At 61.0% G+C, this 19,865-nt stretch carries 15 protein-coding genes; 4 read left to right on the top strand and 11 right to left on the bottom strand.

Annotation, left to right across the window (positions count from 1 at the left end; genetic code table 11):
* Positions 1-4: 4 nt before the first annotated feature.
* The 5 genes from VHO05_RS18315 to VHO05_RS18295 all read right to left on the bottom strand — a co-directional run bounded on the left by VHO05_RS18315 (position 5) and on the right by VHO05_RS18295 (position 6,862).
* A complete protein-coding gene (locus VHO05_RS18315) occupies positions 5-610 on the bottom strand; it encodes a hypothetical protein (RefSeq protein ID WP_329648052.1) in 606 nt (201 codons plus the stop codon).
* Positions 611-757: 147 nt separating this feature from the next.
* A complete protein-coding gene (locus tag VHO05_RS18310) occupies positions 758-1,933 on the bottom strand; it encodes a vWA domain-containing protein (protein WP_329648051.1) in 1,176 nt (391 codons plus the stop codon).
* A 121-nt stretch (positions 1,934-2,054) separates the two neighbouring features.
* Positions 2,055-3,335, bottom strand: coding sequence for a porin (locus VHO05_RS18305; RefSeq protein ID WP_329648050.1), 1,281 nt, complete (start codon positions 3,333-3,335; stop codon positions 2,055-2,057).
* 260 nt (positions 3,336-3,595) lie between these two features.
* On the bottom strand, positions 3,596-4,924 hold the full coding sequence (locus VHO05_RS18300; protein ID WP_329648049.1) for a porin: 1,329 nt from the start codon (positions 4,922-4,924) through the stop codon (positions 3,596-3,598).
* A gap of 603 nt (positions 4,925-5,527) precedes the next feature.
* On the bottom strand, positions 5,528-6,862 hold the full coding sequence (locus VHO05_RS18295) for a porin (RefSeq protein ID WP_329648048.1): 1,335 nt from the start codon (positions 6,860-6,862) through the stop codon (positions 5,528-5,530).
* 804 nt (positions 6,863-7,666) lie between these two features.
* Between VHO05_RS18295 and VHO05_RS18290 the strand changes: the two genes are divergently transcribed.
* Entirely contained in the window at positions 7,667-9,232 is a 1,566-nt protein-coding gene (locus tag VHO05_RS18290; protein WP_329648047.1) for a glucan biosynthesis protein, read from the top strand.
* Entirely contained in the window at positions 9,229-11,214 is a 1,986-nt protein-coding gene (mdoH, locus tag VHO05_RS18285) for a glucans biosynthesis glucosyltransferase MdoH (RefSeq protein WP_329648046.1), read from the top strand. Before VHO05_RS18290 ends, mdoH begins: the two co-directional genes overlap by 4 nt.
* Here the strand turns inward: mdoH and VHO05_RS18280 are convergent.
* The 3 genes from VHO05_RS18280 to VHO05_RS18270 all read right to left on the bottom strand — a co-directional run bounded on the left by VHO05_RS18280 (position 11,211) and on the right by VHO05_RS18270 (position 14,668).
* On the bottom strand, positions 11,211-12,206 hold the full coding sequence (locus VHO05_RS18280) for a TIGR01620 family protein (protein WP_329648045.1): 996 nt from the start codon (positions 12,204-12,206) through the stop codon (positions 11,211-11,213). The genes mdoH and VHO05_RS18280 overlap by 4 nt on opposite strands.
* On the bottom strand, positions 12,203-13,657 hold the full coding sequence (locus VHO05_RS18275) for a YcjX family protein (RefSeq protein ID WP_329648044.1): 1,455 nt from the start codon (positions 13,655-13,657) through the stop codon (positions 12,203-12,205). The genes VHO05_RS18280 and VHO05_RS18275 overlap by 4 nt, the downstream gene beginning before the upstream one ends.
* 309 nt (positions 13,658-13,966) lie before the next feature.
* The gene (locus VHO05_RS18270) at positions 13,967-14,668 is read right to left on the bottom strand and encodes a hypothetical protein (RefSeq protein ID WP_329648043.1); all 702 of its coding nucleotides are present in this window, start codon (positions 14,666-14,668) and stop codon (positions 13,967-13,969) included.
* A gap of 363 nt (positions 14,669-15,031) precedes the next feature.
* Between VHO05_RS18270 and VHO05_RS18265 the strand changes: the two genes are divergently transcribed.
* Positions 15,032-16,069, top strand: a complete 1,038-nt coding sequence (locus VHO05_RS18265) for an extensin family protein (RefSeq protein WP_329648042.1) — start codon at positions 15,032-15,034, stop codon at positions 16,067-16,069.
* A gap of 40 nt (positions 16,070-16,109) precedes the next feature.
* Here the strand turns inward: VHO05_RS18265 and VHO05_RS18260 are convergent, their stop codons facing one another.
* Positions 16,110-16,484 (bottom strand): hypothetical protein, encoded by a 375-nt coding sequence (locus VHO05_RS18260; RefSeq protein ID WP_329648041.1) that lies wholly within the window; start codon positions 16,482-16,484, stop codon positions 16,110-16,112.
* A gap of 217 nt (positions 16,485-16,701) precedes the next feature.
* On the opposite strand from VHO05_RS18260, the gene VHO05_RS18255 reads away from it, so the two are divergent.
* Positions 16,702-18,426 (top strand): methyl-accepting chemotaxis protein, encoded by a 1,725-nt coding sequence (locus VHO05_RS18255; RefSeq protein WP_329648040.1) that lies wholly within the window; start codon positions 16,702-16,704, stop codon positions 18,424-18,426.
* A 93-nt stretch (positions 18,427-18,519) separates the two neighbouring features.
* Here VHO05_RS18255 and VHO05_RS18250 read toward each other — a convergent pair whose 3' ends face one another.
* Both VHO05_RS18250 and VHO05_RS18245 read right to left on the bottom strand, forming a co-directional pair.
* On the bottom strand, positions 18,520-18,708 hold the full coding sequence (locus VHO05_RS18250) for a hypothetical protein (protein ID WP_329648039.1): 189 nt from the start codon (positions 18,706-18,708) through the stop codon (positions 18,520-18,522).
* A gap of 115 nt (positions 18,709-18,823) precedes the next feature.
* Positions 18,824-19,687 (bottom strand): MoxR family ATPase, encoded by an 864-nt coding sequence (locus VHO05_RS18245; protein ID WP_329648038.1) that lies wholly within the window; start codon positions 19,685-19,687, stop codon positions 18,824-18,826.
* Between the last annotated feature and the right edge of the window lie 178 nt (positions 19,688-19,865).

Below are 19,865 nucleotides of genomic sequence, written 5' to 3'. Positions count from 1 at the left end.
ATGGTTAGTTGCCGGCTTTCTCTGCCTGCTTTTCCCACCAGTCGCCGGAACCGAAGCCGGGGCCGCTTTCGCTGGAGCTGCCATCGAACAGCCCGCCGAAGAAGCCGTCATCATCGTCCTTCTTTTGAGCGACGATTGCCTTCTGCGGAGGCTCGAAGTCACCGGCTAGCAGGCGTGCAAGATCGGCTTTGATCGTTTCGGTCTTGCGATCGGAGCAATAGTTGTCGTCTGCCGCAGCTGCCTTTGTCACGCCGCCGTAGGCCACCGCATAAACCTTCTCGACGTTTACGAGCTGATCGGGCGGTGTTCCACGCTGAGTTTCCTGCGCCAAAAAGGCAGTTTTGACTTTCGCCGCATCGAAATTGTAACCGCACTTCACGGCCCGGGCAGAAACCGTGCCGACCTGAAACGCGCGATCCGTCGGTGAGGACTGCGGGACGGGAGCCGCCACCGGTGTAACGCCAGGCTGACCGGCCGCAGGCGCTGCGCCCGCAACCGGCGGAGGCGTGGGGGCCGTCCCCAAGATCGATGCCGTCGAAACGCCATTGGACGAGCAGCCGGCGAGCCCGGCAGCAGCAAGCATCATGACGGCAAGGACGGGACGGTGCATGGCGAACCCTCAAGCTGCCCAAATTCAACGCAGATTTGCGCCCTTTTTGAGGTGAGGTCAATGCGAGGGACCGGCAACTCTGTGAGCAAGTTGCTATACTTAGGCGCTGATGCGCAATTCTTGGTGACACCCGGTCGCAAACCCTGGCTACCGCATCAATTCGCGCACGGCCGAGTCGAGCCCGGAAAGGGTCATGGGATACATCCGCCCGGCCATCAGGCGGCGGACGAGCCCGATGGAGGGCGTGTAGTTCCAATGCGCCTCCGGCACCGGGTTGAGCCAAACCGCATGCGGATAGATATCCATGACGCGTTGCAGCCACGTCGCGCCCGCTTCTTCGTTCATGTGCTCGACGGCCCCGCCGATGTGCGTGATCTCATAGGGGCTCATCGAAGCATCGCCGACAAAGATAACCTTGTAGTCGGCAGGGTACGTGTGCAGCATCTGCCATGTCGGGATCGTTTCGCTCCAGCGTCGCGCGTTGTTGCGCCAGACGCTCTCATAGAGGCAGTTGTGGAAGTAATAGTATTCGAGATGCTTGAACTCGCTGCGCGCGGCGGAAAACAACTCCTCGGCCGTTTGCACATGCCAGTCCATTGAGCCGCCGACGTCGAAGAACATCAGCACCTTGACCGTGTTGCGGCGAACCGGCCGCAGGGTGAGATCGAGATAGCCTTTGCGCGCGGTGCCGCGGACCGTCTGGTCGAGATCGAGCTCTTCCGCAGCGCCTTCGCGAGCAAAGCGCCTGAGACGCCGCAACGCCAGCTTGATGTTACGAACGCCCAGCTCCACGTCGCCCGCGAGATCCTGGAACTCGCGCTTATCCCACACCTTGATCGCGCGCCGATGCCGGCTTTCCTTCTGACCGATGCGCACACCTGCTGGATTGTAGCCATAAGCGCCGAAAGGCGAGGTGCCGCCAGTGCCGATCCATTTGTTGCCGCCCTGATGCCGCTCCTTCTGCTCGGCGAGACGCTGGCGAAGCGTCTCCATGATCTTCTCCCACCCGCCAAGCTCCTCGATCTTGGCTTTCTCTTCGTCGGTGAGATAGAGCGCCGAAACGGCGCGCAACCATTCTTCGGGGATTTCGGCAGTGGTGGCCTCGCTCATGAGGTCGAGGCCTTTGAAGACATGCCCGAAGACCTGGTCGAAACGATCGACGAAGCGCTCGTCCTTCACGAGCGCGGCTCGGGAGAGATAGTAAAAATCCTCGACCCGCTGCCCGGCGACATTCGCCTCGAGCGCTTCGAGCAGGGTCAAATACTCCTTGAGCGTGACTGGGACCTTTGCATCCCGCAGCTCTTTGAAGAAGGTCGCAAACATGAAGCCCACGCAACTCAGCTGTGATGCCTCAAGCGAATAGCGCGCGGGGCAGGATGCGTCAAAACAAAGAAGCCGCCCCGAGGGGCAGCTTCTTGTTTTAGCTCAGCTCTTTCGATTTCGATTAGAAGTTGATGAGAGCGCCAGCCTTTACATAGTTGAAGTCCTCAACTGCGAAACCCGCCGCGTTAGTGTCAGCAGACAAGTTGCGGTAGGAGAGCCACAGAGACATTGCTGCCGCATCGATTTCCTGAACGACACCGACGCCCCAGACGTCCAGTTCCGTACGCGACGTCGGAAGACCTGCCAATGTAGCTTCGCTCTCAACGTTGTTGTACTCGCCGTAGAGAACAGTTGCGCCAAGCGGGTTCCATTTGCCGCGCACGCCCGCCTTCACGTAGTACTGGTCAGCTTCGAAGTTGACGCCGGGCAGGAAAGAACGATCGTTAAAGTCGAGCTCGTTGTGGCCGTAGGCACCGTACAGGAAGAGACCTGTTGCGATGTGTTGCAAGTAAGCGCCGGCCTGGAAGTACTGCGTCTCAGGTGCGAGAACGCCGCCGCCGTGCCAGTTCGGGAAGCCGCCGCCGGTGATCTCGTTATAGGCAGCAGCAGCAGCGAACTTGAAGCCGTGGTGCTCGCCTGCGTAACGCAGAGCGACGTCCCACATATCGTCTTCACCCCAAGAAGCGCTGGCCGAGAAGCCGGCGAAGGTCGGAGTGTCGTAACGGACAACGTTCTGCGTGTTGCCGTTGCAGTCACCCCAGGCGCCGCCACCGGTGCAGAGACCGACAGCACCCCATGGGCCGAGGAAATCACCCGTGCCTTTTTCGCGCATCTGGAACGATGCGACATCGAAGGCCACCCAGTTGGCGGGAACGAGCGAGCCCGAACCGTCGACGAGGATAGCGGTGTTGTCTGAAGCCTGCGACTGACGGCCGACGCCGATCTTGCCGTAGCTGTCGCTCTTGATGAACCAGTAGGACTGCAGCGGCGTTACCTTCGTCCAAGCGCCAACGAGGCCAGGCTGCTGATAGTTCTGGTTCAGGGCGAGGCTGTCATTGTTCGACATTTCAAGATGCAGCACATAACCAGCGGTCCAGCCCGGGGCGATCGTCGCCTGACCGGTGAACTTCACGTGCGAAGCGAGCGTGGTGCCGAGATCACCCACGTAGGTGTTGCTCTCGAAGCCGTCATCCCACGCCATGATCTGTTGGCCAACCCAGCCAGAAACCGTGAGCGAAACCTTGCGGTTGCCCTTGCGGGCAGTCGTTGCCTCGAGTTCGGCAATGCGCTCCTCCAGGTCGGCGCAGCAATTGCCACCAAGGTCGGCTGCATTAGCGCTCGTAGCGAGACCACCCGCGAATAGGCCGGCCACCGCCAGCGCGCTCAAAGTATGTTTATTCATGCATTCCTCCCAATCCGCCTCGCGCCAAATGAACGAAGACCTCGAAGGGTGCGTTAGTTCGGAACAAATATTTGATGGAGCGAGGCTTCTTCTGAATACGACAGTCCTCTAGAGGTCCGCGATTCTCAGCACTGGAACAATCCGTCTTATGCCGCTGGTGGAGATATGCCTGGGAGCGCGGCGTTGATGTCACAATACGCAAAACAAAGAAGCCGCCCCGAGGGGCGGCTTCCTGTTTAGCTCAGCTCTTTCGACTTCGATTAGAAGTTGATGAGAGCGCCAGCCTTGACGTAGTCGAAGTCTTCGATCTGACCGACAGCAGCGTTGTTGTGGTCATACGAGAGGTGGCGGTAGGAGATCCACAGCGACATAGCGGCTGCGTCGATTTCCTGGACAACGCCCAGACCCCAAACTTCGAGCTCATCGCTGAGGCCTGCGCCGACCGACACCGTGGTGTTGAGGTCGTTCACGCCAACCGGCGAGCTCACAGCCGTACCACCATCACCCTGGACGTTGTTGTATTCGCCGTAGAGAACGGTAGCGCCGAGCGGGTGCCACTTACCGCGGATACCAGCCTTGATGTAGTACTGGTCAGCTTCGAATTCGTTGCCCGGAGCGACAGAGCGATCCGTGAAGTCGAGTTCGTTATGACCGTAGGCACCGTACAGGAAGAGGCCCGTACGAACGTGCTGCAAGTAAGCGCCGACCTGGAAGTACTGCGTCTCAGGTGCCAGAACGCCGCCGCCGTGCCAGTTCGGGAAACCACCACCGGTGATCTCGTTATAGGCAGCTGCTGCAGCGAACTTGAAGCCGTGGTGCTCGCCTGCGTAACGCAGAGCGACGTCCCACATATCGTCTTCACCCCAAGAAGCGCTGGCCGAGAAGCCGGCGAACGTGGGCGAGTCGTAACGGACAACGTTCTGCGTGTTGCCGTTGCAGTCACCCCAGGCGCCGCCACCGGTGCAGAGACCGACAGCACCCCAAGAGCCAGCGTTCAGGCCCGTGCCCGACTCACGCATCTGGAACGATGCGACGTCGAATGCGACCCAGTTGGCAGGAACGAGCGAGCCCGAACCGTCGACGAGGATAGCGGTGTTGTCCGAAGCCTGCGACTGACGGCCAACGCCGATCTTGCCGTAGCTGTCGCTCTTGATGAACCAGTAGGACTGGAGCGGCGTTACCTTCGTCCACGAACCGACGAGGCCAGCCTGCTGATAGTTCTGGTTCAGGGCGAGGCTGTCGTTGTTCGACATTTCGAGATGCAGAACGTAGCCAGCGGTCCAGCCGGGGACGATCGTCGCCTGACCGGTGAACTTCACGTGCGAAGCGAGCGTCGTGCCCAAATCGCCAACGTACTGGTTGCTCTCGAATCCATCGTCCCACGCCATGATCTGCTGGCCAACCCAGCCAGAAACCGTGAGCGAAACCTTGCGGTTGCCCTTGCGGGCAGTCGTTGCCTCGAGCTCGGCGACGCGCTCCTCGAGGTCGGCGCAGCAATTGCCCCCAAGGTCAGCTGCATTTGCGCTCGTAGCGAGACCACCTGCGAGCAGGCCGGCCGCCGCCAGGGCGCCTAGGCTATATTTATTCATAGACCTTCTCCCAATCTGCGTTGGTAATCGAGATGGCGGACGCCCGTTACTCAGAATTCAAAACGCCTACTAGGCCGCGCTCTGCGATATTGTGACGGCGCGAAGATTCCCTCGGAACCGCCGCTAGGCCAGAAACTCTGCGATTCTCCCTTGCGCAACAATCGAGCAATCACATTTCCACCCCGACTGGTCTGCAACTGTTGCGCATGAGCCACGAAACTTTATGCAGGGTGCGGATTTTCGGGCAATTTGTTGGGGTTTCAAGACTTGTCCCGAGTGTGGGAAGCAGGGGACAGCGTGGGGATAACCAGGTTGCGCTGCGCAATCGCATGATCGCGCGCGGTCGATTTGGTGTCCCGATTCGGCGACGGGCATATGTCGGGAAGCGTTGTCTTCAACAATAAACCGATGTGCATGAGGTGCCCTTGCACGGCAACCTGCAGAGAACCAGACGTTCTCATTAAGAGAGCTCAATTGCGAAAGCTGCGCCGATACGCTCAGCAGCGGTTCGCTCATTGAGTTTTGCCGCAAACATCAAGCCCAAAAACAAAGAAGCCGCCCCGAAGGGCGGCTTCCTGTTTAGCTCAGCTCTTTCGACTTCGATTAGAAGTTGATGAGAGCGCCAGCCTTGATGTAGTCGAAGTCTTCGATCTGACCGACAGCGGCGTTGTTGTGGTCATACGAGAGGTGGCGATAGGAGAGCCACAGCGACATCGCTGCATTGTCGATCTCCTGGACAACACCCACGCCCCAAACTTCGAGCTCGTCGCTGAGACCAGCACCGACCGACACGGCGGTGTTCAGGTCGTTGACTCCCGTCGGAGCGCTGACAGCCGTGCCACCGTCGCCCTGGACGTTGTTGTACTCGCCGTACAGCACGGTGTGGCCGAGCGGGGTCCAACGCTGACGGACACCAGCCTTGATGTAGTACTGGTCAGCTTCGTAGCTGGCGCCAGGAACGGCCGTATCCGGACCGAAGTCGAGCTGGTTGTTGCCGTAGGCGCCGTAGACGAACAGGCCGGTCGGAACGTGCTGCAAGTAAGCGCCGACCTGGAAGTACTGCGTCTGAGGTGCGACAGCAGCGCCAGCGCCGTGCCAGTTCGGGAAGCCGCCGCCGGTGATCTCGTTATAGGCAGCAGCAGCAGCGAACTTGAAGCCAGAGAATTCGCCTGCGTAACGCAGAGCGACGTCCCACATATCGTCTTCACCCCAAGAAGCGCTGGCCGAGAAGCCGGCGAAGGTCGGAGTGTCGTAACGGACAACGTTCTGCGTGTTGCCGTTGCAGTCGCCCCAGGCGCCGCCACCGGTGCAGAGACCGACAGCACCCCAAGAGCCAGCGTTCAGGCCCGTACCGGCCTCACGCATCTGGAACGATGCGACGTCGAACGCGACCCAGTTGGCGGGAACGAGCGAGCCCGAACCGTCAACGAGGATGGCGGTGTTGTCCGAAGCCTGCGACTGACGGCCGACGCCGATCTTGCCGAGGCTTTCGCTCTTGATGAACCAGTAAGACTGGAGCGGCGTCACCTTCGTCCAGCCGCCAACCAGACCAGCTTCCTGATAGTTCTGGTTCAGGGCGAGGCTGTCGTTGTTCGACATTTCGAGGTGGAGCACGTAGCCAGCGGTCCAGCCGGGGACGATCGTCGCCTGACCGGTGAACTTCACGTGCGAAGCGAGCGTGGTGCCGAGATCGCCAACGTAGGTGTTGCTCTCGAAGCCGTCATCCCACGCCATGATCTGCTGGCCAACCCAGCCAGAAACCGTGAGCGATACCTTGCGGTTGCCCTTGCGGGCAGTCGTTGCCTCGAGTTCGGCGATGCGCTCCTCGAGGTCGGCGCAGCAGTTCCCCCCAAGGTCGGCTGCGGACGCACTGGTAACGGACATGCCACCTGCAAGGAGGCCGGCCGCTGCCAGGGCGCTTAGGCTTTGCTTTTTCATTTACCTTCTCCCGTCTACTAACTTCGAAACGGGCGCTTGACGCTACTCAAAACGCCACGCGCTCAACAAACTCGACCAGCGGCAGCACGATCATCCGAATCACCGCTCAGGCCAGGATAGTACGCAGATCTCCCTCGCTCAGGGAATGACGAAGATGCTCTTTCCAGAGGATTCCAAGGCGCATGTGGCGGGATTGCAACGAGCCCTGTGGCGGCCATAACATACTGAGAACGCGCGCAAAATTTGAACCGCAGAATATGTTTCGCGTTCAACGTGTCCGTGTGCTGCCTTTTCCTCCGCCGGGCTCACCCACAGGTCCTGCAGCTGCAGGTCGGGAAAAATCCCCTCTAGCTCGGCGTTCGAAAATTGGCGCTTCCGAGTCCGTCCGCAAGCCCCTCTCGCGCACGCCCCGTTAACTGCACACTCTATTAATAGCTGACGCCTTCTTCAGCGTGCGCAGAGTATTTAGAAATATGATTCACGGTGCCTTGCGACGAGTCGTCCGCTCGGATACATTATTGCAACGCAAAAACGTTATTCGACCGTCCAGTGCGCGTGGCAATCGAGACGTCTCGCGGAGGCGTGGTTTGCCAGTAATTGTTGCCACAATCGGCGGTTATCAGCATGGAGTGGTTTGGGACCATCGAGTCCGAGCCACTTTGGTCCGGTTTGTCCCGTGGGGAGCATCCGCCGGAAGATCGGTGTTGGAGCCGGCGCTCCAACCTGATTGGACGGCGAGAGCGCGGCAAGTCGGTGCGGGAATTCTCCGGAAACGTGTCATTGAAGATGAGTGATGATCCTGGCATGGGCACTGGCCCAAATCGCCGTCGGGTTCTTATGGGCGCTGGAGCGTTTGCGGCAATCGCTGCACTCGCCGAAAACGCGATCCTGCTATCCGAAGCCATCGCAGGTGGCACTGCGGAGCCGTCGCCGCCGCCGGGTGAAACTTTCGCGGCAGATCATGTAAAGAAGCTGGCTGAGGAACTTGCGAAGAGCGAGTTCGTGAAGCCACGCATGGAGACACCTGAGCCGTTCAACGCGCTCTCCGCTGAGCAGTATCGCGACATTCGCTTCCGGCCTGAAGCCGCGATCTGGCGCGGACAGAATCTCGGTTACGAAGTCCAGCTCTTGCCGATGGGCTGGCTCTACGACGCGCCCGTCGAAATCTGGATTGTCGAGGGCGGCCAGGCTCGCAGCCTGCGCGCAGACACGGCGAGCTTTTCCATCGGACGATCGATTGAGAAAGCGCCGGAAGCTGCTCCCTTCGGCTTTTCCGGGTTCCGCGTCGCAAGCACGCTCAATCGCGCTGATGCCTTGGACGACGTCGTTCAGTTCCAAGGTGCAAGCTACTTCAAATCTGTCGGCCGCAACCAGCAGTACGGTCTTGCAGCGCGCGGTCTCGCGATCAACACGGCACGTCCCGGCGGCGAAGAGTTTCCGCTCTTTCGGGCGTTCTGGATCGAAAAGCCAGATCCGGCAGCACCGGAAATCGTCGTCCAGGCTCTGCTTGATAGCGTGAGCGTGACGGGTGCGTACCGTTTTACGATCCGTCCGGGCCGCGAAACCGAGATGACCGTCGTGGCCGAGCTCTTTCCGCGTCGCGAGTTGACACATGTCGGTTTGGGGCCGTTGACAAGCATGTACTTCTACGGCCCGGGACAGCGCCGCTTCGTCGGCGACTTCCGGCCAGCCGTCCATAACAGCGAAGGCCTGGCAGTCGTGAACGGCCATGGCGAACGCTTGTGGCGTCCGCTTACCAATCCGAAGACGCTGCAGACCAGCGCGTTTGTGGACAAGAACCTTTTGGGCTTCGGTCTGCTTCAGCGTGATCGCTCGTTCGGCGCATTCGAGGATCTTGAGGCACGCTTCGACCGCCGCCCGTCGGCCTGGATCGAGCCCATAGGCAACTGGGGTGACGGTTACGTCGAGCTGATCGAGATCCCCGTCGCTGAAGAGATCCACGACAACATCGTAGCCTATTGGAAGCCGGCAAAACCGCTCGAGCAAGGCAAACGCTTCCGCTACGCCTATCGCATGACGTGGGGTGAGGACATTCCGGTCGTTTGGTCTGGCGCCTGGGTCGCCAAGACCCAGATCGGCGCGGGCAACAATCCCGATACAGTGCAGTTCGTCGTCGACTTCGCTGGCCCGGCAGCGCGCGATGCCCGCGAGTTGCCGGTCGCCGATCTTATGGCGAGTGCTGGCGCGACATCGAATCTCACCGTGCAGCAGCATCCCACGCTGCCGGGGATTCGCGTGAAGTTTGCACTGAATACGGCGGGAACTGAGCTGATCGAACTGCGTTTAGGCCTGAAGCTGGCTGGCCAGTTGATCTCCGAGAACTGGCTCTATCGATGGACAAGAGCATGATCGCCGACGACATCGTGACCGGTGCGGCCGGGGCGAGTGGATCGCCTGCTGCGCCTCGTTCGCCGCGGCCGTATCTCGACGCGAGCAATCCCACGCTCCTTCCCGAAAGCTCTTCCCTCGAAATGCCGGACCAGGACTTTTCCGCGCGTCCCGCGCGGGAATGGGCCAAGCGCCGCGGCTCGAGCATTCCGCGCACGGCCGTATTTCTCGGCGCCGCGTTGATGACGGCCGCATTCGCACACGAGCTTTATGGCGTGCTGGCATTCGTGCAGATGACGCCGATCCAGTTCCTCTTTCTCGTGCTTTCGACCCTGACGTTCGCCTGGATTTCGGTCGGCACACTGTCGGCGGCGCTCGGCTTTCTTCCGCTCTTCGCCGGAGAGAATGCCGACACCATCGCAATCCCGGACGCTGACGGGCCGCTTGAAGGGCGCACGGCTCTTCTCTTTCCAGTCTATCACGAGGATCCTGCGTCCATCTCCGGCACGATCTCCGCGATAGTCGAGGAGCTCGTCTCGCTCGGCAAGGCCGACAGCTTCGACATCTATATTCTGTCAGACACGCGTGGAGCAGAAGCGGGCATCGCCGAAGAGGCTGCCTACGCGGAGCTCGCCAAGGCCCAGGTGAGCCTTTGCAAGATCTACTATCGTCGCCGGATAGAGAACACGGGCCGCAAGGCGGGCAACATCAAGGATTGGGTCGAGCGCTTCGGCGGCGCATACGAAACCTTCGTCATTCTCGATGGCGACAGCGTCATGTCAGGCGTGGCGCTGGTTCGCTTGGCGCGCGCCATGGAAGCGGACCCGTCGGCGGGTCTCATCCAGACGGTGCCCAAGCTGATCGGCGGCAGGACGTTGCTGCAGAAGCTCATGCAGTTTGCTGCCAACGTGTACGGGCCGGCGGCAGCCGCCGGCATGGCGTTCTGGAGCAAGGACCAGGGCAATTACTGGGGCCATAACGCGATCATTCGCACGCACGCCTTCGCGAGCGCTGCGGGGCTCCCACATCTTCCCGGGCCGCCACCGTTCGGTGGCCACATTCTCAGCCACGATTTCGTCGAGGCGATGCTTTTGCAGCGTGTCGGTTGGGGCGTCCACATGGCGCCCTCCATCGAAGGCTCTTACGAAAGCATGCCGCCGGCGCTCACCGATCTCATCGTTCGCGACCGCCGGTGGTCACAAGGCAACCTTCAGCATCTCGGCTTGATGGGACGGCGCGGTGTGCCCGCGATGGGACGCGTTCATCTCTTTATGGGCGCGCTTGCTTATATCGTGTCGGCCATATGGGCCGCATCTCTGGTCGTCGGCCTCGTCCTCGCGCTGCAAGGCCAGCAGTTGCTGCCGAGCTACTTCACGGATGCCAAGACCCTGTTTCCGATCTGGCCGGTGATTGATCCAGGCGCCGCCATGCGGCTGTTCCTCGCGACGATGGCTGTCGTGCTTTTGCCCAAGGCGCTGGGTCTGGCGCTCGAGTTGAAGCGTGCGCAACAGGCGCGTGAGCTTTTTGGCATGCCGCGCGCTGTAGCGGGTGTCGTGACCGAGACGTTCTACTCGATGCTGTTCGCACCGATCATGATGATGACCCAGACGGCGTCGGTTATGCAGGTTTTCCTTGGTCTCGACTCCGGCTGGAAGGCGCAGCGCCGTGACGGCGCAGGCATGGAACTGCGTGACGCCATGCAGTTCCATTGGCAGCACATGCTCGTCGGCGTCATCGTCACGATCGTGTGCTGGGAAACATCGCCGGGGCTTCTGGTCTGGATGGCCCCCGTGGTCCTGGGCCTCGTTCTTTCCGGTCCCATCAACTGGCTGACTTCTCAGAACGCAGGACCGGCAATGTCCGTGATCCTGTCGACGCCGGTGGACCGCTCGCCGTCCTCAATCGAGATCCGCGCACGCCGGCATACCCAGAACTGGCGTGAACGGCTTTCGCCTCCGGCATCCCCTGTCGAGCCGCAGCGCGAGCTGGCGACGGCAGCCTAGCGGCCTGCACCGGTGTCCGTTTTCGAACGCCGGAGGAGTTCCGGTATGAGATCGCGCACGCGAATGGGCTCGGCGTCAAGGAACGGGATCGGCCGCGTGACCTCGATTGCCGCCGTTCCAATCCGCGCCGTCAGCGCACCGTTGAATACGCCCTCGCCGAGCCGGCGCGATAGCCGCCTCAGCAAATCCTGACCGAGAAATTGGCCGATCAGGTCGTCCGTCATGGCAACGCCGCCCGTTGCCACGATATGCGTGACCACCATGCGCGCGAGCCGAAGCGCACCCAGGCCGCCAGGCCGCCCGCCGTAGAGCGTCGCGAGACCGCGCAACAGACGCAGGTTCTCAACGGCAACGTAGAGCATCGCGACCCACACCATCGGGCTCATGGCCGTGACGACCGAGACGCGCTTTGCAGAAAGCAGGATCAGCCGGCGCGCGGCTGCGTCGAGCGGCACCATTAATTCCCGGTCGGCAAGCCGCAAAAGGTCTCCCGGATCGCGCACATCGCCCACGTGATCGCGAAGCCGCGCAAGGTTCCATCCAAGCTCGCGCCGTCCGCGGAATGTGGCCGCAAGTGCGCTCACCACTTTGCGTTCGAGCGATGCGTCCTGAGTGCGCAACGCGGCTTCTGCATCGGCCTTGAGACGCTTGAGGCGTCTGAGCCGGATGAGGCCGATCAACTCGCGCAAGATGATGATGCCCCCGGACGCAATCAGGACGATGAGCAGGCTCGCCGCCGTCCAGCCGACCCAGTCGTCGCGGGCGAGGGCCGACGACACGAAGTTCGCAAAGCTCACGGTCAGAGCCAGGCCCGCGAGTGCCGTCACCGCAGAAAGGAAGATCCCGCCGATGCTCGCACCCTTTGTTGGTGCAGGCTCGGGCACGCCATCAGACACGCTGAAGTTTTCGTCGGCCGATGACGTTTCGGCGATGATCTTGGGGTCGTCGGCAGAAAACACGCGGGGGCCGCGCGGAACGTTGGGTTCGGTCATGAGAGCCAGTCCCCGATCAGAAAGTCGAGCGCGCGGTCGAGGCGGATATGTGGGGGCGAAGGAACCTCGCCGGATGGAAGCACGGGCATCAGTCTCGGCGGCCGGAAGCGCGGGAATGTCGCCGTAAAAGGCACAGCGCCGGACAACACCGCGGCTGCATCGTCCGCGAGATCTCCTGGAAAGATCGCAGCCTCGCGCTTGCCGTCGAAGCGCTCGTGCCCGACCTTTTCTCCGGGCAGCGGAACGCCGACGATGCAGGGCAGCATCGCGCCGCCGTCACGGACTTGCGCCTCTCGTGTTGCGCGTAGTGCGGCCAGCGCCATGACGTGTGTTTCAGCGCCGGCATCGCCCGCGCGCTCTGCGGCCCGCTGCGTGAGAAGGCGCAGGATCGCTTCCAGCCGGTCGTGACTCGTATGGTGGATGTGATCGGCCTTGGTGGCGGCAAACAGCAGTCGGTCGATCCGCCGCCCGCCGATCAGGCTTTCAAGCCAGCTCGCCGCACCGGGCCGAAAAGCCTTCAACACGGCCGTCAGCGCGCGCTCGAGTTCGCCGATTGTCTCCGCGCCGCCGTTGAGAGCCCCCAGAACGTCGACGAGCACGATTTGCCTGTCGAGCCGGCTGAAATGATCGCGAAAAAAGGGGCGCACGACGTGCTGAACATAGCTGTCGTAGCGACGCGCCATCATGGCGGCGAGGCTGCCCCGCACCGGCGCTTTGTCAGGATCGATGTCGAGCGGGAAGAATGTCAGCAGGGGCGAGCCCTCTAGATCGCCGGGCATGAGAAAGCGGCCGGGGCCTAGTGTCGCCACGGCGGAGCTGTCGCGTGTCGCGCGGAGATAATCTGTATAGCGGCGCGCGCCTTCGAGGGCGATCCGCTCGTCTTCAGCCGCAAAGGGATCGAGCTCCGAGATGAACTGGAGCCAGTGCGCAGCGGTGCCGTTCCGCGAGGGACGTCGCGCCTGATCGAGCGCTTCGCGCGACCAGGAGGCATAGCTTTCCCCCAGCATGGCGAGATCGAGGATCCATTCTCCTGGATAGTCGACAATATCCAGGTTCAAGCGCCGCACGCCGAGCAATTGGCGCAAGGGATGCTCGGATGTGAAAGAGAGGGCAACCCGCACTTCCGAAACGCGACGAGTGCTTTCCGGCCATTCCGGCGGATCGCCGGCAAGCGCCTGCACGTGACGTTCGTAGTCGAAGCGCGGAATGTCGTCGTCCGGCTGCGGCTCGAGATCGGCAGAGATCAGCCGCCCTTCGGCATACGGTGTGAAGAACGGCAAACGTCCGCCCTGCGTGATGTTGCGGATGAGTGCGGTGATGAAAACCGTCTTGCCCGAGCGGGCGAGGCCCGTCACCCCGAGGCGCAGGGAAGGGGTAAACAGGCCGGCGATGCGCTGTCCGGCCTGGGTAAACGTGTCGGTCACGGTCAGGGAAAGGTCGCTGGCGCGCAAGGGAAACCTCGTTAGGTCTCCCTAATTAGGGGCCGCCAGGGCAGGGTGCAAGGCAGTGGTCGTGCTAGCTCTAACCGTAAAAGACGACGATCACGCCCGCCCCGATTACGGTCAATCCCATGAGCACGATCGCCGCGCTTCTCAGGAATTCAGACATTCTCTACTCCATCGTCCCCGCACGGGACGAACACCCGCAGGGTACGCGTAAATACTTACGGTTCAGCCAATGAACCTGCGCTGAAGCTCGTCTTCATCTGCCGTTCATCTTGGGCGCGCCCTCGGTAAGGGCCGCTTCGCCATTGGGCCCGCTTAGCGCGCAGCCTCGGCGGTTGCCGGCGTCGTCGTCGGCTGCCAGTTCTTGTCGTGCATTGGGATGGTCGCCCGCCGCATCCCGAGCTGTTGCTCCGAGATCCACGGAAGCGTCCGTTCGAAAGCGATCGGAGGAATCTCGCGTCTCAGAAGACCGTCAAGAATCCCCGGGTAGGCCGGAACGGCCGTCGTGAGTTTCAAGGTGAAGCGGTAGTCGCCAGCATCGTCGACGAGCACGGGCAGCGGATTGCCTTCTGGGTAGAAACGCACCGTGTCCGAGAACGTCGCCCGCCCTGCAAGGCTGAGAGGCGCGAAGGCCCTGTTGACCTCGTCGTCCTTGGGCGAATGCTCGCCAATAAAAGCGCTGTAGTAGCGTTTCGTCTTTACCGGTGCATCCGCGCGCAGGTTCTCAACCGTTAGCTCCATGGTGAGCGCGGTTCCCGTCCGAGCGCCCGAGTTGACGATTGTGATCGGGATCGCGAACAGTTCGACGTCGCCGCCCTGATCGCGCGCGTAGTGAATGACCGGCGGAACATACACCTCAAGCGCCGCCGTCTTGAGCACGCTCTCGTAGAACGAGAGGCCCGAGAAGGCGAGTGCAAGCGCCGACAGCACAGATGCGATGCGGCCGCCCCGTCCGCCGATCTCGGCAACGTTCTGATCTGAGCCGTCGTTCGACGGCGCTGATTGAAACCCCGACATGAAACCCGCACGAAATTTGCTCGCAGGTGTCCCCTCCCGCGAGGATGACCCCCGAAAGCTTGGGGCCGCGTGCACCGCAACCCAGCACTGAGGCAGCTTTACGGCTGAGCAGCCTCCGCTGGCGCTGTTGACGGAATATTCCCTTCGCCCGTCTCACATCCGCAACGCATCGGCATCCGGACCCACAGGCCGCACATAGGCTCATCCAAGAGTACTGGGTGAGCATAAGCAGCCGGAGCGGGGCGACATACCTATGACTTTTTTCGCATGATCTAAGAGATCATTAGATCCTTTTCGCGTATAGTTCGGTTGTGCGGGGCGCCCAAGCGGCGGCAATCTTTTCGGCTATGGCAATGGAAGGCCATGAAACGAAGAGAAGAACCAATCTCGGGCCTGTCCACTGGCTTGTCCCATCTCGTGATGACCGGCGTAATTCTCCTCGCCGCGTATCCGCTTGGGCCTGCGCGCCAATCACAGCTTAGCCCCACAGTGCAAAGTTCGAAGCAGGCTGCCCTTGGCAAGGCCAAGGCTGCCCCTGCAAGTTCGACTGTGGTTGAGCAAGAAGCTCCGTCCGGCGACCAATCGGCGGTCTCGGAGGTGAAGGACGAGTGGCCGCAAGAGGATGTGGTACGCGCAAGGGAGCAATGCATGCATCTGCTCTCGGCGCAGCCCATGGATTTCGAGATTCTGGAGCCCATCAAGAAAGGGGAATGCGGACTTCCAGCACCCATACGCCTGAAAAGTGTGGGATCGACCTCGAAAATCGTTTTCGATCCGCCCGTCGACGTCAATTGCCGGATGGCATCCGCCCTCGGAAAATGGGCGAAGTCGACGCTCCAGCCGGAAGCGCGCGATCATTTCAAGTCTTCCGTAGTGACCGTTATTGGCGCGTCGGGCTACTCCTGCCGGAACATCTACAACCTTCCGAACGCACGCTTGAGCCAGCATGCGCTGGCCAACGCCATCGACATCGGCGGATTCGTTCTCGCCAACGGCAAAACCGTCGGCGTGCTCAAGGGGTGGGGGCCGACGGAGCGCGATCTCATCGCGCAAGCCAAAGCACAGGCCGCGGCCAAGAAGGCCGGCCGTAAGCAAGACGGCGACACGCCGGCAACAAAGACGGCCGAAAACGCCAAGGTGGCGGGGCAACTCAAGCAGGCGTCGATGATCCCCGCGCCCAAGGTTTCATCGTCCGACAAAAAGGCAGTTCAGGTGGGACTGCCAGGCGCCAAGGGCGCAGCTCCGGCCAAGTCTGCCCGTGATGCGCAGTTCCTGCGTGACATTCACAATGGTGCCTGCCGCGAGTTCGGAACGGTGCTCGGGCCTGAGGCCAACGATCCCCACCGCAACCATTTCCATCTCGATCTCATCGGACGGCGCGGGCCTGGCTACTGCGAGTAGCTAGCGATGCCAATAGCGTGAGGCTACGCGCGGCTCGGGCCTATCCGTACGAGCGGGTTGGCGACCGGAATGACGACGTAAATTTCAAGCCGAGCGAGTTTTCCCGCCGCCATACTACAGCGCAATCGACCTCTTTGCGGTCGCCGGGAATATAGAGTGTGACAGGCCCTCGCAGGAGAGCTGCCTTGACGCTGGTGTCCCAGATGTCGACGCAACCCCCGAGGGCCGTCATATCCCTGAGTGTACAGGCGCGCGGTTGCAGCATCCCTTCGGACACGATGAAACCGTCGTGAAGGCGCTGTTTTTTTCGCGTGAGCGCGCGCTTGGACGCCTCGCCTTCGACAGGCTCGGATCGTTCATTCCGGCGCTTTGCAGCAGCGCCGAGGGCTGCAAGGAATTTTTCGAGCAGGCTCATGGGAAACAATCGCCGGCTTAAAATGAACAATGGGAAGAATGAGGCAGAAAGTTTTCAAAAAATATAACAGTGCGGCGTGAAACGTAAAAGCGCAGAAACACAAATTAATCGCGAGTAAACAAAAACGAACCAGATAGGATTAAACGCTTCGTTCATGCAATAAATTTATTCTATTGCCGGAAAAGCGTGAGAGTATTTACGGGCATTAAGGTCGCACATGAAACTTTTTGAAACGCTCGCTGGGCGCGTCAAGCTCGAGAAACTCATTTCTCTACTCACAATCGCGGCCGTTGTCGTGTCGACCGCTTGTCTGATGCTCGTCATGCACTTGCAGCTCACGGCAGATGCCGAGCGCAAGGCAATCGAGAACCAGCAGCTCTCGCTGCGCATCGGCGCCGAGCTTTTGAGCGTCGTACATCCGGAGAGCCAAATCGTAAGGTCGCCGGACAACGCGGTCGAGAAAATCGTTATCGACGCCCTCCCCGAAGACAAGGGTTATGAGCTGGTCGATTCCATGACCCGTATGACGGGAGAGCCTTTCACTCTCTTTCGTTATGATGCCGCCGCAGAAGATTTCCAGCGTGTTTCGACGACGGTAAAGTCGGCCGATGGAACCCGCGCCGTCGGCACCTGGCTCGGAAAAAATAGCCCGGCCTACGCCGCAATTAAAAAGAGCGAACCTTACAACGGTGCGGCTGACATTCTCGGCACGCCTTACTTCACCATCTATTTTCCCATCGTTGATCGTTCATCGAATGTAATCGGAATTTTGTTCGCTGGTACGAAGCAGTCGGTTGTGTTCGAGTTGGCGGCGGCATTGGAGAAGAAAATTCTCTTAGCATCAGCCGCACTTCTCCTCGTCATGGCCATCGCCGGTCACATCGTGTCGCGCATGCTGACACGCCCGATTCCGGTGCTCGCCGAAGTAATGGCCCGGCTGGCGCGCAATGATGCGGACGGTGCGATCCCCTACACCGACCAAGCCAACGAAATCGGTGAGATGGCGCGCGCCGTGGCAATCTTCCGCGACAACACCCTTGAACGAACGAAGCTCGAAAGTGAGCGCACGCGCGAAGCAGCGCGGCGGGAAGCACGTCAGAAGGCGCTGGAAGCCCTCATCGAAGGCTTCAAATCGGACGCTGAGCAGACGATCGCCGCACTCGCCGTCATGGCCGCAGATCTTGAGCAGACCGCGGGTTCGCTTCAGGGCATCGCATCTGGAACCAATGACAAGGCTCAGCTGGTCGCAACCGCCTCCGATCAGGCATCCGCAAACGTCGGCACCGTCGCCGCTGCAGCAGAAGAGCTGACGGCATCGATTGCTGAAATCGGCAATCAGATCTCGGAAGCCTTGAACAACGTCAGCTCCACAAGCTCCGTGGCGATGTCGACCAATCAGCGTATGTCCGAGCTGTTGGCATCGGCGCAGCAGATTGGAGAGGTGGTGACACTCATCCGCGAAATCGCAGGCCAGACCAATCTTCTTGCACTGAACGCCACCATCGAAGCGGCGCGCGCCGGTGAGGCCGGCCGGGGCTTCGCCGTGGTTGCGACGGAGGTCAAGACGCTGGCAACACGCACCGCTCAGGCAACCGAAAGCATCTCCGAGCAAGTGAGCTCCATTCAAGCCGCGACCGATCAGGCCGTGCGCGCCATCGGCGACATCGCCGAACGCATGGGTCACGTCAACGGGATCACGACCCAGATTGCCGCCGCCGTAACGGAGCAGGGCGCGGCAACGTCGGAAATCAATGCGAGCGTTCATCACGCGGCAGGCGACACGCGTCACGTCAGCGAGACGATAGCCGGGGTCACCGAGGCCGCGACGGCGACGTTCAACTCGGCCCGGCAAGTGCTCGAGACAAGCGCCCGCGTCAGCGCCCGGACGAAAGCGCTGAGCGCCCGAATTGAAAGCTTCCTCTCGGGAGTGGCTGCGGCCTGATCGCTGCTAACCCCGCCTAAGAACGGAAAAGGCCGGAGCGGCGATCCGCTCCGGCCTTTCAAATTTGTGGGAACTCTCGGGAAGGCGTGCGGATCAGGGGCCGTCGATATGAACGGCGAGCGAACGCGCTTCAGCCTTGAGCGACGCCAGCTGAAGATGCGACGTTTCGGCGTTCGCGGCACGAGCGCCAACTTCCGCTTCAGCGGAGGGACGGAGCGAACCCAGAAGCAGGAGCGGCACCAACGCGACCGCAAAAATGCGCTTGGCGGTGATCTGGGGCATGGCGCGTATCCTCACTGACGAATGCAACATTGGTCAGCCTTGCATACGTGCCCTGTCACATCTCTTAAGATGTCAGGCGTCCGGCCAAATGCCTAAAGTTAGGGTTGAGCAACTGTTAATCGCCCTTCCGGCGGCTCATGAAAGCCAGCCGCTCGAACAGGTGGATGTCCTGCTCGTTCTTGATCAGCGCGCCGGCGAGGGGCGGGATGATTTTTCTGCTGTCGGTTTCCCGCAGCACCGCGGGATCGATATCCTCGTTGAGCAGCAGCTTGAGCCAGTCAAGCAGCTCCGACGTCGAGGGCTTCTTCTTGAGGCCCGGCATGTCGCGCAAGTCGTAGAAGACGCGCATCGCTTCCGAAACCAGACGGTCCTTCAACTTCGGAAAGTGCACGTTGACGATCTGCGCCATCGTCTCCGGATCGGGAAACTTGATGTAGTGGAAGAAGCAGCGGCGCAGGAAGGCGTCCGGGAGCTCTTTTTCGTTGTTGGACGTGATGATGACGATCGGGCGGACCCTGGCACGCACGGTCTCCCCGGTCTCGTAGACGAAGAACTCCATGCGATCGAGTTCCTGCAGCAAGTCGTTCGGAAACTCGATGTCGGCCTTGTCGATTTCGTCGATGAGCAGGACAGGGCGCGTCTCGGCCACGAAGGCATCCCAGAGCTTGCCGCGCTTGATGTAGTTTCGGATGTCCTTCACGCGCTCGTCACCGAGCTGGCCATCCCGCAGCCGCGAGACGGCATCGTACTCGTAAAGGCCCTGCTGGGCCTTCGTTGTCGATTTGATATGCCACTCGATCAGGGGCGCACCGAGCGCGCGGGCGACCTCGAGTGCAAGGACAGTCTTGCCCGTTCCGGGCTCGCCTTTGACCAAGAGAGGCCGCTCCAGGGTGACTGCTGCATTGACGGCAACCGTCAGGTCGCGCGTGGCCACATAGCTCGAAGTGCCATCGAATCGCGCGGGGCCGGATGCGGTCATAGGTGGGGAGCCTTTCTGGTGAGTCCGATAAACCCTCTTAGGCGGCGGCCAGGATGCCGGCAAGAATGGGGAAGGTCGCAGAGACGACGGCTAGTTTAGGCCCATATGCAACTTTAGGTCGTGAGCTATGTCTATGTACGCGTTCGCATTTTAGGGGATCAGAAAAGGCCTGCCTAAA

Source organism: Hyphomicrobium sp., from assembly GCF_036262015.1.
Lineage (GTDB): Bacteria > Pseudomonadota > Alphaproteobacteria > Rhizobiales > Hyphomicrobiaceae > Hyphomicrobium_C.
This window is presented reverse-complemented; position numbering and strand designations above follow the sequence as displayed.